Here is a 14,951-nt window from a genome sequence, read left to right as displayed (position 1 = left end):
AAAACATGTATGATTAACGTAACCCAAACATATCTGCCTCCTATAGAAGAATACCGATCTTTTTTACAAAGAGCATGGGATGCAAAGTGGCTGACCAACAGAGGGCAACTGGTAAAAGAGTTGGAAGAAAAACTGATAGCTTACTTAGGTGTTGACAACCTGACTTTAACTACTAACGGAACTTTGCCTTTACAAATTGCTATAAAAGCAATGGAATTAAAAGGAGAGATTATCACAACGCCCTTTAGCTATGTTGCTACAACCAGTTCTATAGTCTGGGAAAATTGCAAGCCGGTTTTTGTAGACATTCATCCGGACTATTTAACGATTGATGAAACTCTGATCGAGGCAGCCATAACAAATGACACGTCAGCTATTCTGGCAACACATGTATTCGGGAATCCGTGCAATGTGGAAGTTATTGAGCAAATAGCCCGCAAACATAATTTAAAAGTAATTTATGATGCAGCTCATTGTTTCGGGGTGAATTATAAGGGAAAAAGTATTTTTGACTATGGAGATGTAAGTACGTGCAGTTTTCACGCAACCAAAATATTTCACACAGGCGAAGGCGGTTGTTGGATTACCAATAATAAAGAATTACATCACAAAATATACTACCATCATAATTTCGGACATAAAAATCAAGAAGAATTTTTAGGATTAGGGACGAATGCAAAGATGAGTGAATTACAGGCAGCCATGGGTTTAGCAGTTTTCGGGCATTTGGATGAGATCTTTAAAGGACGAAAAGAAGTAGTGGGTTTTTACGATGAATACCTGAAAGATTCACCTGTTCGAAAGCTCAAAATAAGAGAAAATACAGAATGGAACTATCATTATTATCCGGTAATTTTTGAAACGGAAGAAGAATTGCTGAAAGTAAAAGAAATATTGAACAGCCAACAGATCTTTCCGAGACGTTATTTTTATCCTAGTTTAAATACGTTGCCTTATCTAAAAGAACAAAAATGTGAGATAAGTGAGAGCATCAGTAAAAGGATATTGTGTTTGCCATTGTATGTCGGACTGGATAAGCGTATAGTAGAGAATATCTCAAAAACAATCAGTAATGGCTAATACGGATGCAATAGCGGTAATGCAACCTTATGTATTTCCCTATATCGGGTATTTTCAGCTTATTAACGCTGTTGATGTTTTTGTGCTGTATGATGATGTGAATTTTATAAAAGGAGGATGGATCAACAGAAACAGGATATTGTTAAAAGAAGAAGATCATACGTTTACGATATCCTGTAAAAAAATCAGTTCTTTTTCCCGAATAAATGAAATTGAGGCTAATTTTACTGAGAAAGACAAACAAAAGTTCCTGAAAAAGATTGAGCAATCCTATATAAAAGCACCCTATTTTAAAGAAGCTTTTGCAGTAGTAAAAGAAGGATTAAACGGAGAAAATCAATATATTGCCGAGATGTGCAAAAAGAGCATATCCAGTGTGTTGGGCTATTTAGATATCGATACAAAACTTACCGTCAGTTCTGTTGAATTTAGTGATACTTTAGGGATGGGAAGAGCAGACAGATTAATTGAGATGACTAAAAGATCAGGAAAGTCAATGTATATCAATGTTATTGGAGGAAAAGAACTGTATGACAAAGAATACTTTGAACAAAACGGAGTGGAACTAAGTTTTATAAAATCGGATAGTACAATTCAATACAAACAATTCGACAACGATTTTGTTCCGTGGCTTTCTATAATAGATGTAATGATGTTCAATAGCAAAGAAGAAATAAAACAAATGTTAACTCAATATACATTGATTTAATGAAGCGTATCGCCATACATAGCGTGCCTAGGTCAGGTTCTACATGGCTAGGGCAAATTTTCAATAGCAATCCTAATGTGAAATATGCCTATCAGCCCTTGTTTTCGTATGCACTGAAAGGATATCTTAAAGAAGATTCATCAAAAGAAGAAATTGCTGCTTTTTATCAGGAATTATTGCTTACAAATGATGATTTTATCAATCAGAAAGAAGCAAAAGAAAAAAAGTTAATTCCTGAGTTAAAAAAAAATGACATTATTACGCATGTGGTTTACAAAGAAGTCAGGTATCATAACATCGTAGCAAACCTTTTAGAGAAGGATAAAGAAGTGAAGGTAATAGGCTTGGTCAGAAACCCGTTGGCAGTAATTGCCTCTTGGTTGTTGGCACCTAAAGAATTCAGAAAAGATTTGGGTTGGGATGAATCGGAAGAATGGCAGTTTGCACCCAAAAAAAATATGGACAAACCGGAAGAATTTAATGGCTTTGAAAAATGGAAAGAAGTAACAGATCTCTTTTTAACCTTAGAGAAAAAATACCCTTCACGTTTTAAATTGGTCGACTATGATGATTTATTGACAGATACAGTAACGACAGTAAAAGATATTTTTCATTTTTGCGAAATACCATTTACAGAAGAAACAGAGCGTTTTATGTCTCAGGCAAAACAAGTCAACAATACAGACGCATACAGTGTTTTTAAAACCAAAAAACTCGATAATCAGTGGGAAGATAGTTTAGACCGACAAATCGTAAAAGCAATAACCACAGATTTAGAAAATACACCTTTAGAAAAATTTTTACATTTATGAAATTCGACTTTTTAATAAGTTCTGAGCGTTCCGGAAGCAATTTGATTACAAAGTTAATTGATAATCATTCCCTTTATTGCGGGCCAACACCACCGCATTTGCTTCGTGTTTTTGATCCGGTTATGGATAAATACGGGAATCTGGAAGAAGAAGCTAACTGGGATGCATTTATTAAAGATATACACGATTTTTTTTATTGTAAAATAGGAGTCTGGAAATCAGATTTTAGTAAAGAAGAATTAAAGAGCGTAGCTCCCAGAACCCTTGCAAATGTGGTTCGCTATATTTATGAGAAAGAAGCGAAAGCACATCATAAAACAAAAGTTTTTGTAAAAGAAGTCAGAACCTATGATTTTTTTAACGCTGTAGTGCAAGGTTTTGATGATGCAAAATTTATCTGGTTAGTCAGAGACCCGAGAGATATGGCATTGTCATGGAGTAAATCTCCGGTTCATAGAGGCGATATTGTTCGTTCTGCAAGAGTTTGGGCAAAAAACCAATCAGAAACCTTAAAGCTTTTTAAGCAATTTCCCGACAAAATTTTGTTGGTGAAATACGAAGACCTCATATTAAACCAAGATGCAGAATTGCAAAAAATCTGTAATTTTCTGGATATTGCGTATGAAACCACAATGGTAGATTACCACAAAAATAAAATTTCCAGAGAAAATGCAGTACAAACAGATAACTGGAAAAATTTAGATAAATCGATTATTAAAGACAATTCGAAGAAATATTTAAAGTCGCTGACCAAAGAACAAATTCAGTTCATAGAATATGTGTGCCAACACGAGATGGAGGCTTTAAATTATCCGTTTGAGTTTCCTGTCCTTTCAGCCGAAGAATTTGACGTAATAGAACCTTTATTACAAAGAGAAGAGCGACATGAAAAAGCGGAATATCAATTGATCGATGACGAAGAAAAAAGAAAACGGGAAAAATGGTATAAAAAATTTACTGAAATTCAAGAACTGTAACTAAGATGGAAAAGGAGAATCCTCATGAAATACCGATGGTCAGTATATGCTGTTTAACGTATAATCACGAAAAATATGTTAAACAGGCTCTAGATGGTTTTTTGATGCAAAAAACAAACTTTCCGTTTGAGATTGTAATTCATGATGATGCTTCCACTGATAATACAGCCAATATCATAAGGGAATATGCAGATAAGCACCCTGATGTTTTCAAACCTTTATTACAAACAGAGAACCAGCGGTCTAAGTTTGGCGGAGGTATGAATCCACGTTTTAATTTTCCCAGAGTCAAAGGGAAGTATATAGCCATTTGTGAAGGAGATGATTATTGGACAGATCCGTATAAACTTCAAAAACAAGTCGATTTTTTAGAGAATAATCAGGAATATGTTCTTTGCTTCCATGAGGTAAAGATTTTAAAACCCGACGGGGAATTAGTAGCGGATTATATAACAAAGGTTCCTGAGAACTATCAAATGCAAGAAGATTTTGCAAGATATGGGAATTATATTCATGCACCTTCCGTACTATTTAAGAATGTAATTGAAACCTTTCCGGAAAGTTTCTGGAAAACACCTGTAGGCGATTTTTTTATTTATATGCTCGTAACAAATTACGGCAAAATGATAAAACTTAATGATGTCATGTCGGTTTACAGAGCCGGAAGCGGGGTTTGGAGTACACAATCTGCTTACCCTAAAAATTTCAGGACAGCTTATGCCCATGCTTTGATTATCGAAAGCATGGAAGAAAATAAAAAAGTTGTTCAGGCATTGTTAGAGCGAATCCGACTTTTTCTACTTCGCTTTTATGAAAATATAACAGTCGATGATTTAAAGAAATTGACCACAACACCTGAAGTACAACAAGTAGTTTATGAATCTTTACAGGAAATAATTCAGGAAAAAGACCGCTTGTTAGAGAAAGAAAAAGAAAACCATGTTGACAACGTAGCCACAAAACATCTGATTACAAAATTGTTCAAACAAGTGAAAAAGAAAATATGGAAAAGCCGCTAGTATCCGTTTGTTTGCCGATTTATAACGGAGAGAAATATTTAGAAGAAGCACTGCACAGTATAAAAGAACAAACCTATTCTAATATTGAGGTAGTGATCAGTGACGACAATTCTAAAGATAACTCTCGAAATATTGTTGAACGTTTTAAGACTTCAGTAAATTTTCCTGTTTTTATTTATCAGCATGAACCGCAAGGGATCGGGGCCAATTGGAACAACAGTGTCAAAAAAGCAAACGGAGAATTTATCAAATTCCTTTTTCAGGACGACCTTTTAGAACCAACCTGCATTGAAGAAATGGTCCATTTAGCATTACAGGATAAGGCAATAGGATTAGTGTTTTGTAAGCGAAAGTTTATTCATGACAAAACCAATCCTCAACATATTGAATGGTTGGAAAGAAGCGGAAGTTTACACCAAACCTGGAAAAGCGCGGATTTTGAAAAAAACAGGATAATTACTGGTAGAAAACTGCTGAATGATGAGAACCTGTTACAGTCGCCGGTAAACAAAATAGGCGAACCGACCGCAGTATTGATCCGTAAAGAGTGTTTTGAAAAAGTAGGATATTTTGATACCCGACTGAAACAAATACTGGACTATGAATATTGGTTTCGTATCTTTAAAAAGTATCATATCGCCTTTGTCGATAAAGAACTTGTAACGTTCCGGCTGCATGACCAGCAGGCAACAGCCGTTAATCAGAGAAAAGCCGTTGACGAATCAGAACAGATCAGAAGAATTGTTTATAAGAACTACTTCTGGCAAATACATCCATATTATAGAAAGAACTTTTTCTTGCGATATAATTTTTTCGGGAAAGTACTAAAGAAAGTAATCCGAATGTTAAAAAGATTAAAGTAATGCCCAGCCCTAAAGTTTCCATATTAGTTCCGAATTATAATCACGCCTCTTTTTTGGAGAAAAGGTTAGATAGTATATTTAACCAGACCTTTCAGGATTTTGAAGTGATATTGTTAGACGATTGCAGTACAGATAATAGTGTTGAAGTATTGAACAAGTACAGTAGGAATGAAAAAGTAGCACACTTTACAGTTAATGAAGTCAATACAGGAAGTCCGTTTAAACAATGGCAAAAAGGATTTGAATTGGCAAAAGGCGAATGGATATGGATAGCAGAAAGCGATGATTATGCTGATTATACTTTCTTGGAAAAACTACTGAACTTTAGTAAAGAAAATAATGAAACACCTGATTTGATTTACAGTCAGTCAAATGATGTGGATGAAGAAGGGAACTTTGTAGAAAACCGGATCGGTTACACCGAAAATTTTACGCCTAACGTATGGCGTAATAGCTTTATAATCGAAGGGTATGAATTCGTTGAAAAATACCTGAAGGTAAAGTGTGTGATACCCAATGCAAGCGCAGTGCTGTTTAAAAAGACCTTGTTGAAAGAAGCAGTAATGAACAGCGGTTTTTTAAAAATGCGAATTTGTGGCGACTGGTATTTCTGGATTCGCCTGCTGCAACAAGCTAAAGTTGGGTTTTATAATGAACCGCTTAACTCTTTCAGATTTCACAGAAACGTAACCCGCAATCAGCGAAACTATCAAAAGATATTTATTCGATGCTCTGAAGAAAAAACGATAAGGGACTATCTGAACACAACGTATAAAGCCGATCAAAAAGAAGAGGCAGCAGTTTTGTACGAACGATGGTTTAAGAACAATAGTATCTCTAAATTGTTCAGTAAAGAATTTTATGCAGTAAAATTGCGTTCAACATCTTATTATAGCTATATTAAAAAGTTTTTTGAGGTTCATAGAACAAGAGAGAAATTACTAAAGAAGTTCAGAAGATGAGAATTGCCATTGTCGTAAATAAGTTTCCCGTGTTAACAGAAACATTCATTGTCAATCAGATCACCTCATTAATTGATGGTGGACATGATGTTACGATTTTGTCCCTGACCAAAGGAGAAACGGAAAATTGCCATGAAGCAATCCGTCAATACCATTTACTGGACAAAGTACATTACCTGATAAAAGAACCGAAACGTAAAATAACCCGCTTTACATTTTTTATTAAATACCTCTTAAAAAACAGCAAGCGATATAAGGTAAGTAAAGTCATAAAGGCATTAAATATTTTTCGTTACAAAACACAAGCTGTGTCATTGCATACTTTTTACAGAAACCAGTGGTTTTTAGGTGAAGATTTTGATGTTATTCATGCTCATTTTGCTTCTGTCGGAGTGTTTGTTACCGGATTAAGGAAAGATGGTTTTTTCCCGAAATCAAAATTGGCTGTTTCATTTCACGGTTCGGATATCATTCCTCAGAATATCGAAAGATACAAGCAAAACTATAAATTGCTGTTCGAGAAAATGAATTTAATCACCTATAATTCAGAATATACCTTAGCTGTTTTAGAGAAAACAACAACAATCGATTCCAGATTCAAGTTGTTGCCTGTAGGATTAGATGTCAATAAATTCAAAACAGCTGAGACAATCGTTCGGAAAGAGCCTTTTGAAATACTCTTCTGCGGAAGACTGGTCAATTTCAAAGCACCTGATTTAGCAGTCGAAATAGTAAACGAATTAGTTAAAAAAGGACATAATATTCATTTGAGTATTGTGGGAGAAGGACCTCTACAGAAAAAACTTAAAGATCTGATCCATAATTACGGTTTAGAACAAAATATTTCTTTATTGGGAGCTATAAGTCAGGAACAAATAGTGGCTCATCTGCGAAAAACGGCTGTATTTTTATTGCCGGGAATCACTGAGGAAGAAACAAAAAGAGCAGAAAATCAAGGGCTGGTAATACAGGAAGCACAAGCAATGCAAGTTCCGGTGGTGGTCTCTGACGCAGGCGGAATGAAATATGGACTCGTTGATAATGTTACCGGTTTTGTTGTTAAAGAAAAGGATATTCATAGCTTTGTAAAAAAGTTAGAAACTTTAATCCAAAACGAACCTTTGAGAATGGAAATGGGAAAAAAAGGAAGAGCTTTCGTAGCAGAACATTTTGATTCTAAGGTTTTATATCACAAATTGTTGAGGTATTATAATTTGCTTTTAGATGAAAATTTTACACATTAATACATACGACAAAGGAGGAGCAGCTACAGCGTGTAGAAGAATTCATTTAGGTCTTTTGGAACAAGGAATTGATTCCAAGGTCTTGTATTTGAAAAAAACTAAAGAAGTAAAAGAAACCTATCAATTTCCACATCCGAAGAAGTCATTTTCAGAAAAAATTATTGAAAAGCTAAAAAGAAAATTTTTCCCTAAACAAGATATCTTAAAGAAGTTCCGCGATCAGATAGAGATTTTTTCCTATCCCGATTCAAAGTACGATATAACACAGCACCCTTTGTATCAGGAAGCTGATATTATTCAGTTGAACTGGGTTTCGACATTTTTAGACGAAACAACCTTTTTTGCAAAGAATACGAAGCCAGTAGTTTGGAGAATGGCCGATCTGTATGCTTGCGGAGGCGGTAATCACTACGAAAAAGATTTTCCTTTTGAGGCGTTAAAGCCTTTAATAGAACATAACAAAAGCATCAGAAAGAAAGCACTTTCCGGAGCAAATCTTACGATGGTCTGTATCTCCGATTGGGTAAAACAAAAAGCAGAAGCCAGTGATGTGATCGGTTCTTTTCCTAAAAAAGTCATTCATAACGGAGTAGATTTACAGGTTTTTAAACCGTATAATAAAGACTGGTCCAGATCGGTTTTTAATTTACCGATCGAAAAAAAATTACTACTGCTTGGGCAGATTCGCTACAGAACAAAAGAAAAGGAGCCGATCTGGCACAGGAGGCATTGAATACAATTCAACAGAAGCGAAGCGATATACAAGTAGTTACATTCGGTAAAGGCGAATCTTGGAACACGGATATCATCAGTTTAGGAGAAATACAGGATGAAAGACTTTTAGCGCTTTTATATTCGGCTGCAGATCTTTTTATCATGTCGTCAATAGAAGAGGCATTCGGACAAGTGACCATAGAAGCCTTAGCCTGCGGATTACCCGTTGTTTCTTTCCCTACAGGAGGAAGTATTGATATCATCAAGGAAGGAGAGAACGGTATTTTGGCAAAAGATTTTACAGCAAATGAATTGGCTAAAGCCATAGCTAAAGCTTTGTCTCAATCGTTTGACCTGCAAGTTATTACTGATGATGTTCAAAAAAGGTTTGACATAAAAGATAAAGTTTCAGAATACCGTAACCTTTATGAAACTATCTTACAATTAAAATAAGTATGAGTACCATAGCAATTTCTATCATAACGATCAATTTTAATCAATCTGAAGGCCTGGAAGAAACCATTCGTTCCGTTGTCTCTCAAAGTTTTAAAGATTACCAATATCTTGTTATAGATGGCGGTTCAACAGATGGAAGTGTTGATGTTATTAAGAAATATAAAGAGCAAATTCACCATTGGGTGAGTGAAAAAGATAATGGGATCTATAATGCTATGAATAAAGGTATAGCTGCCGCAAAGGGTAATTATGTCTTATTTTTGAATAGCGGAGATGTGTTAACCTCTGAAAATGCTTTGCAGGACTTTGTGCAGCACCAGGATTTTAAAGGAGATATTATTTATGGAGATTACCAGTTTGTCAACGGACAAAAAATCTATCCGGATAAGATAACGCCTTATTATTTTATGAAATCCTCTTTGCCACATCAAAGTACTTTTTTTAAGCGAAGTGTTTTTGACGCTATGGGCGGTTTTGATGAATCGTATCGTATTTCGGCTGACAGGGCTTTCTATTTGAAATGTATGGTAAGTAATCAATTTCAATGGCAGCACATCCATTATCCGCTAACATTATTCGATTTAGAAGGGATTAGCAATAATCCGGGGCAATTGAAGAAAAAACAAGTGGAAGATGAAAGGCTATTGCAAGAAAACCTCGGTGTATTTTATTCCGACTATTTAAAGATGTTAGCCTTGGAAAAAGAGTTGAGTGCAACTAAAAGAAAGACCCTAAAAGGGATTTTGAAGAAAGCGGTAAACAAAAGCAAGAGAGTATGGAAGGGCAACCGCTAGTTTCTGTTATTATACCAACGTATAACCGACCCGAGCTTTTGAAACTGACACTGTCCGGAATTATGGCTCAGACGTATTCTAATTATGAAATTCTGGTAGTTGATGACGGTTCACCAACAGACGAAGCAGAGAAAGTATGCCGTCCGTTTGAAAAAGTTAAGTATTACAAAATAGAAAATTCCGGCGGGCCGGCAAAACCTAGAAATACAGGTATTCAAAAGGCAAAAGGTAAATATTTGGCGTTTACAGACGATGATGACCTTTGGCTTCCCGAAAAATTAGAAAAACAGGTCAATATCCTGGAAAAAAATCCCGATTTCGGATTGGTTCACGGTTGTTGTGAAGTAATTGATGAAAAGGGAGAATTACAGAATAGAATAATAGGTCGCTTAAGAAATCCGGAGGAAAAACACGGCGATGTTTCACAGAAGATGTTGGGGAGATGGACAGTTATGATGCCAACATCTTTTATCAGAAAGGGAGTTGTTGATAAAGTCGGTTTTTTTAATGAAACAATGCCACCGGCAGGAGAAGATATGGAGTTTTGGGCACGTTGCTCATTTGAAACAAAATTTTATTATCAGGATGAACCTTTGGTGTATTATCGTGTTCATGGCAATAATATTTCGGATAACAAAAAAGGATATCAGGAACTTCCGTTGCATTTAAAAAAAGTATTGGATGAAGTTTTTGAACAAAAGAAAATAACACTGATAACGTATAAATTACTGAATCAGCGACTGGGCATATTGTTTGTAAGCCGATTGAAACAAAATCCACTTTGGATTCTGCGAAACATGAAAGTTTTTGATTCTTTTTGGTTTATAAAACGCAATTATGTCAAACATTTGATCGCAAGCATTCTGAAAAGGCATTAAATTTGATTTTTCAGGATCATTAGAATAATAACTACTATATTTGGAGAACAAAAAAAAGCTTTGATAATGGCAACAATACTCATTACAGGAGGTGCAGGAAATGTAGCAAGTGCTCTTGCCGGAGCATTAGCAAAAGATAAAAATAACTTTATTGTAATCGTAGATAATCTTTCCACAGGGAACTTGTCAAAGGTGCCGGAAGGAGAGAATGTAAAATTTATAAAAGCTAACGTAAATCAGTACAATGATGTAGTTCCGATTTTCGGACGCTATAATTTTGATTTTGTATTCCACTACGCTGCCGTTGTAGGGGTTAAACGTACTTTAGAAAACCCTATTATGGTTTTAGAGGATATCGAAGGAATTAAAAATATCTTATCCTTGTCAAAAAACTCAGGTGTAAAAAGAGTGTTTTATTCGAGCTCGTCTGAGGTTTATGGCGAACCATTCGAAATTCCGCAAAATGAAAAGACAACACCGCTAAATTCCAGATTGCCTTATGCCATTGTAAAAAATGTAGGGGAAGCCTTTTTCAGATCCTACTATCAGGAATATGGTTTAGAATATACAATTTTCCGCTTTTTTAATACATACGGACCTAATCAAAGTGAAGACTTTGTAGTGCCGAGATTTATAAAGGCAGCTATGAATAATGAATCCATAACAATCTATGGCGATGGAAAACAAACCCGCTCTTTTTGTTATGTAGAGGACAATATTGAGACTTGTATAAAAGCAATGCAGGATACTAAGTGTATAAATGATGTCCTGAACATTGGTAGTGATAGAGAAATGTCGGTTTTAGAATTAGCACAGATCGTTATCAAATTAACAAATTCCCAGTCTGAAATCATTCATTTACCAGCTTTAGAAGAAGGAGATATGACGCGCAGATGTCCGGATATTACAAAAATGAAACAGATCTTAGGGCGTGACTTATTGCCGCTTGAAGAAGGAATTAAAAAACTGGTTGAGCATTATGAGGGTAGGGTTTAATCCGGAAAAGGAAAATAAAGAAATAGTTTTAGAAAATTACCATAGGGTTATTGTACCGGTGTATATCCCTAATTTTGAAGGTTATTTTGCAGATTTGTTTGAAGTATTCCGCTTGTGCCTGGATTCATTGTTGTTAACAGCTCACAATAAAACACGGATTACAATTTATAATAATAACTCACATCCGGAAGTAAAAGCATATATTGACGAAAAATACCAGGAATCTGGATTGATAGATCAGGTTTTTCATTCCAAAGAAAATCTGGGTAAAATAAATGCCATTTTAGCAGCCGCAAAGGGGAATTTAGAACCCTTGATTACCATTACAGATGCCGATGTGTTGTTTAAAAAAGGTTGGCAGGAAGCTGTAGAGAAAACTTTTTTAGCCTTTCCTGAAGCAGGTATGATTAGTCCGGTGCCGTCAAGTAAAGTATACAAGATGTTTACCGGAAACAATTGGTTTTATGGACTTTTTAAAGGAAAACTTGCTTTTGAAAAAGTAGAAGACCCGGAGGCTATGCATCGCTTTGATCTGAGCTTAGGAAATAAAGAACTAATGTACAAACCGGTTCATTTGGAAAAGTATTTGGTTTTAAGTAATAAAAGCACGGGCGGAAAAGCGGTTATGGGATGCGGACATTTTGTAGCGACTTTAAAGAGAGAGGTATTTGATAAAGGGACAAACCAACCGGCGTTTATAAAGATTGTGGGTGGAGTTGAAAACAGATTTATTGATTTCCCGAATGAAAAGTTGGGATTGTTGCGTTTAGCGACAAAAGAGAACTATGCTTACCACATGGGAAATCATACAGAAGAGTGGATGTATGAGGAATTTAAAGAACTGGATCCAAAGGATAAATCGATCACTGCTTTTTCCGGAAAAGAATTTGTTTTTCAGCCTGTTTCCGGATGGGGACAATCCGTCGGAGGAAAGATCAAACAGTTATTAGATAGAAAAAAAATAAACCTTTTAGTGTTAGGTAAATTAGGCTTGACAAAAGACGAGGCACAGCAATATTAAAATGCGCAAACTGATTAAAAAAATAGTATTTTATTTTTTGAACTATCCTGAAAAAAAGGATAACGTAACGATTTCAGGATTCTCAAGAGGATTGCGAAACGTGAAGTTTGAAGGTAAAAATGCAGTTCCGGATCGTTGTAATTTTGCAGGTAAGATCGAGATCGGTTATGCTACGACTTTAGGCTATAATAATTTTATTCACGGAAATATAAAAATAGGAAAATATTGCCAGTTAGGGGCAGATGTTGCTTTGCATGCAACCAATCATCCTACGGCTTACATGACAACATACATTAATCAGAATTTGTTTAAAGGAGAACTTAAAAAGCTCAAAGAAGAAAAAAGAATTGAGATAGGGAATGATGTGTGGATTGGGCATAATGTGATTATTGTAGGTAATGTTAAGGTCGGTAACGGAGCAGTTTTAGCAGCAGGTAGTGTAGTAACCAAAGACGTTCCTGCTTATACCATTATAGGAGGTGTTCCGGCAAAAATTATAAAAAAAAGGTTTTCCGACACAGTTATCGAAGAATTGGAAAACTTAAAATGGTGGGATAAGAACGAACAGGAATTAGAAAAGATCAAACCGATGTTTTTTAAAGATTTTTCGAAAGGCAACAGTATTTATGAATAACAATCCTCAGTAATATGAGTAAGTTTATTTATTAATTGAAAAATAAAAAGTACTGCCTTTTCCAACTGTTGATTTGACCCAGATTTTACCGTTTATTTTAGTCAGAACTTTTTTAACGGCAGCCAATCCTAGACCGGTTCCTTCATATTCAGAACGAGTGTGTAAACGTTGGAACATCATAAATATTTTTTCTAAATATTGCTCTTCAATACCAATTCCGTTGTCAGCAACCGAGAATTCGTGATATTCAGGTTTTTCTTCATAGTTTATAGTAATGACGGGAGCTACATCCTTTTTAGAATATTTTAAGGCATTATCAATTAAATTCTGAAAAATCTGAGTTAAAGCTAATAAGTACGATTCAATGACAGGTAAGTTATGACAATTGATCGAGGCATTCTTAGAAGCTATTTTTTGATGTAATATTTCCGTAATATCCTGAACTAATTCATTACAATCAACCGTTTCTTTCTTAGGTTGGTAATTCCCTAATCTTGAGAATTCCAGAATTGCTTTTACCAAGTTCCGCATTCTGAAGGCGCTCAGTTGGGCAAACTCAATATACTTTTTACCTTGTTTATCTAAGTTATCTCCGAAATCACTTTCTAATAAATTCAGAATGTTTGTTATATTTCGTAAAGGTTCTTGTAGATCATGAGAGGCATGATAAGCAAATTGCTCCAGTTCCTTATTGATGACAACCAGATTCTGAAGCTGCATCTTTAAATTTTTATTAGTGTCTTTAATTCGTTCCTTCTCTTTTGTTATCCTGTTTAAGCTACTCATGATCCCTATAACGATCATAGGAGAATTATCATCAGATTTATTAAGAATAATAGCTTTGTCCATAATGGGGATATACGAATCGTTATTCTTCCTGATTCTGTATTCTGTTTTCCAGCCTGTTGAAGAGCTGCTTTTGAAATGACTCTTTAGGGAGTGAAATAAACTATTGAAATCGTCGGGATGAATTATTTTTTTGAGATCATAAAGGTTATGAATACTTTTTATACCGAGAGCTTTGTGTAACCCTTTGCTTAGAAAGGCAGAAGAGCCATCAAAATACCAGATATATTCATTTGAAGCAAGAATTTTCTTTTTACAAAAAGCAGAGAACATGCTATGGTTAATGTAAACATAATTATCTAAGATATCGTTTAGAAGAGAAGAAAAGTCCGGACTTGAATCTGAAGGCAGTGCGCTTTCTGCATTTAGTTCGATCTTTTTTGACGAGCTTGGAGGGCCCAGTAGGTGTTTGATCTTTTCTTTTGCATAATTGGCATTGGCGATATGGTCTACAATTTCAATGATGCCGGATATTTTATTTGAATTATTTTTTTTGTCTTTTATGGATTCATCTGCTTCTCCGGTGATTCTTAGCCATTTAAGCTTCGGGTTCTTTAGTTTGATAAGGATGTCAAAAGGAATAGCATCATAATGCAGTTTTTTTAGATTGCTAAGCAACCATTTCTTACTGTCAGGCTCAATTTCATTGTAAAAAAGTGAGAGCGGGTTATGGAAAGCAGTAAGCTCATCATGTCCGAAAAAAAGACTTAGATCCTTTGAAGTATGAAGAGAATCAGTCCTCCTTTTCAGAAAGTCAAATTCCCAATAGCAGATTTTTAAATTTCCCATAACTTAAAGATATATAGGTGATAAGGGTCAAAAATATAAAAAAAAACTGAAAAAATGATTAAGACTTTATCAGATAGGGTTGAGTAACAGAACACTTATGGTACAAAAACGTACCACATATTAATAAATAACAGCCACCTGTTAAAAACGGATTTCA

At 35.1% G+C, this 14,951-nt stretch carries 16 protein-coding genes; 15 read left to right on the top strand and 1 reads right to left on the bottom strand.

The window, feature by feature from the left end:
• The first annotated feature begins 9 nt into the window (after positions 1-9).
• The 15 genes from DI487_RS03610 (at position 10) to DI487_RS16250 (ending at position 13,159) form a co-directional block, all read left to right on the top strand.
• Positions 10-1,080: a DegT/DnrJ/EryC1/StrS family aminotransferase gene (locus DI487_RS03610; RefSeq protein ID WP_109568447.1), complete on the top strand. Its 1,071-nt coding sequence runs from the start codon at positions 10-12 to the stop codon at positions 1,078-1,080.
• Entirely contained in the window at positions 1,073-1,789 is a 717-nt protein-coding gene (locus DI487_RS03605) for a WbqC family protein (RefSeq protein WP_109568446.1), read from the top strand. Before DI487_RS03610 ends, DI487_RS03605 begins: the two co-directional genes overlap by 8 nt.
• A complete protein-coding gene (locus DI487_RS03600; RefSeq protein ID WP_109568445.1) occupies positions 1,789-2,601 on the top strand; it encodes a sulfotransferase domain-containing protein in 813 nt (270 codons plus the stop codon). Before DI487_RS03605 ends, DI487_RS03600 begins: the two co-directional genes overlap by 1 nt.
• Positions 2,598-3,578, top strand: coding sequence for a sulfotransferase family protein (locus tag DI487_RS03595; RefSeq protein WP_109568444.1), 981 nt, complete (start codon positions 2,598-2,600; stop codon positions 3,576-3,578). The genes DI487_RS03600 and DI487_RS03595 overlap by 4 nt, the downstream gene beginning before the upstream one ends.
• A gap of 5 nt (positions 3,579-3,583) precedes the next feature.
• On the top strand, positions 3,584-4,597 hold the full coding sequence (locus tag DI487_RS03590) for a glycosyltransferase (protein WP_109568443.1): 1,014 nt from the start codon (positions 3,584-3,586) through the stop codon (positions 4,595-4,597).
• Positions 4,582-5,460 carry a glycosyltransferase family 2 protein gene (locus DI487_RS03585; RefSeq protein WP_109568442.1) on the top strand — a complete coding sequence of 293 codons (879 nt, stop codon included), beginning with the start codon at positions 4,582-4,584 and terminating at the stop codon, positions 5,458-5,460. Before DI487_RS03590 ends, DI487_RS03585 begins: the two co-directional genes overlap by 16 nt.
• Positions 5,460-6,422, top strand: a complete 963-nt coding sequence (locus tag DI487_RS03580) for a glycosyltransferase (protein WP_109568441.1) — start codon at positions 5,460-5,462, stop codon at positions 6,420-6,422. The genes DI487_RS03585 and DI487_RS03580 overlap by 1 nt, the downstream gene beginning before the upstream one ends.
• Positions 6,419-7,666: a glycosyltransferase gene (locus DI487_RS03575; protein ID WP_109568440.1), complete on the top strand. Its 1,248-nt coding sequence runs from the start codon at positions 6,419-6,421 to the stop codon at positions 7,664-7,666. The genes DI487_RS03580 and DI487_RS03575 overlap by 4 nt, the downstream gene beginning before the upstream one ends.
• Positions 7,647-8,399, top strand: a complete 753-nt coding sequence (locus DI487_RS03570; RefSeq protein ID WP_109568439.1) for a glycosyltransferase family protein — start codon at positions 7,647-7,649, stop codon at positions 8,397-8,399. The genes DI487_RS03575 and DI487_RS03570 overlap by 20 nt, the downstream gene beginning before the upstream one ends.
• Entirely contained in the window at positions 8,396-8,833 is a 438-nt protein-coding gene (locus DI487_RS03565) for a glycosyltransferase (RefSeq protein ID WP_245896527.1), read from the top strand. Before DI487_RS03570 ends, DI487_RS03565 begins: the two co-directional genes overlap by 4 nt.
• 2 nt (positions 8,834-8,835) lie before the next feature.
• Positions 8,836-9,630 (top strand): glycosyltransferase family 2 protein, encoded by a 795-nt coding sequence (locus DI487_RS03560; protein WP_109568437.1) that lies wholly within the window; start codon positions 8,836-8,838, stop codon positions 9,628-9,630.
• Positions 9,612-10,508 carry a glycosyltransferase family 2 protein gene (locus DI487_RS03555; protein WP_109568436.1) on the top strand — a complete coding sequence of 299 codons (897 nt, stop codon included), beginning with the start codon at positions 9,612-9,614 and terminating at the stop codon, positions 10,506-10,508. Before DI487_RS03560 ends, DI487_RS03555 begins: the two co-directional genes overlap by 19 nt.
• 66 nt (positions 10,509-10,574) lie before the next feature.
• Positions 10,575-11,504: an NAD-dependent epimerase/dehydratase family protein gene (locus DI487_RS03550; RefSeq protein WP_109568435.1), complete on the top strand. Its 930-nt coding sequence runs from the start codon at positions 10,575-10,577 to the stop codon at positions 11,502-11,504.
• Positions 11,488-12,525, top strand: a complete 1,038-nt coding sequence (locus DI487_RS03545; protein WP_109568434.1) for a glycosyltransferase family A protein — start codon at positions 11,488-11,490, stop codon at positions 12,523-12,525. The genes DI487_RS03550 and DI487_RS03545 overlap by 17 nt, the downstream gene beginning before the upstream one ends.
• Before the next feature lie 37 nt (positions 12,526-12,562).
• Positions 12,563-13,159, top strand: a complete 597-nt coding sequence (locus DI487_RS16250; protein WP_170108164.1) for a CatB-related O-acetyltransferase — start codon at positions 12,563-12,565, stop codon at positions 13,157-13,159.
• A 24-nt stretch (positions 13,160-13,183) separates the two neighbouring features.
• On the opposite strand, the gene DI487_RS03535 is transcribed toward DI487_RS16250, so the two are convergent.
• Positions 13,184-14,794, bottom strand: coding sequence for a PAS domain-containing sensor histidine kinase (locus DI487_RS03535; protein WP_109568432.1), 1,611 nt, complete (start codon positions 14,792-14,794; stop codon positions 13,184-13,186).
• Positions 14,795-14,951 lie beyond the last annotated feature (157 nt).

Origin of the sequence: Flavobacterium sediminis, assembly GCF_003148385.1 — a bacterium.
Taxonomy (GTDB): Bacteria; Bacteroidota; Bacteroidia; order Flavobacteriales; family Flavobacteriaceae; genus Flavobacterium; species Flavobacterium sediminis.
The sequence above is the reverse complement of the archived record's forward strand: the minus strand, read 5'-3'. Positions and strand labels throughout refer to the sequence as shown.

Coding starts and splice junctions, on each gene's coding strand:
- DI487_RS03610 (WP_109568447.1), top strand. CDS start 10: ATGATTAACGTAACCCAAACATATCTGCCTCCTATAGAAGAATACCGA.
- DI487_RS03605 (WP_109568446.1), top strand. CDS start 1,073: ATGGCTAATACGGATGCAATAGCGGTAATGCAACCTTATGTATTTCCC.
- DI487_RS03600 (WP_109568445.1), top strand. CDS start 1,789: ATGAAGCGTATCGCCATACATAGCGTGCCTAGGTCAGGTTCTACATGG.
- DI487_RS03595 (WP_109568444.1), top strand. CDS start 2,598: ATGAAATTCGACTTTTTAATAAGTTCTGAGCGTTCCGGAAGCAATTTG.
- DI487_RS03590 (WP_109568443.1), top strand. CDS start 3,584: ATGGAAAAGGAGAATCCTCATGAAATACCGATGGTCAGTATATGCTGT.
- DI487_RS03585 (WP_109568442.1), top strand. CDS start 4,582: ATGGAAAAGCCGCTAGTATCCGTTTGTTTGCCGATTTATAACGGAGAG.
- DI487_RS03580 (WP_109568441.1), top strand. CDS start 5,460: ATGCCCAGCCCTAAAGTTTCCATATTAGTTCCGAATTATAATCACGCC.
- DI487_RS03575 (WP_109568440.1), top strand. CDS start 6,419: ATGAGAATTGCCATTGTCGTAAATAAGTTTCCCGTGTTAACAGAAACA.
- DI487_RS03570 (WP_109568439.1), top strand. CDS start 7,647: ATGAAAATTTTACACATTAATACATACGACAAAGGAGGAGCAGCTACA.
- DI487_RS03560 (WP_109568437.1), top strand. CDS start 8,836: ATGAGTACCATAGCAATTTCTATCATAACGATCAATTTTAATCAATCT.
- DI487_RS03555 (WP_109568436.1), top strand. CDS start 9,612: ATGGAAGGGCAACCGCTAGTTTCTGTTATTATACCAACGTATAACCGA.
- DI487_RS03550 (WP_109568435.1), top strand. CDS start 10,575: ATGGCAACAATACTCATTACAGGAGGTGCAGGAAATGTAGCAAGTGCT.
- DI487_RS03545 (WP_109568434.1), top strand. CDS start 11,488: ATGAGGGTAGGGTTTAATCCGGAAAAGGAAAATAAAGAAATAGTTTTA.
- DI487_RS03535 (WP_109568432.1), bottom strand. CDS start 14,794: ATGGGAAATTTAAAAATCTGCTATTGGGAATTTGACTTTCTGAAAAGG.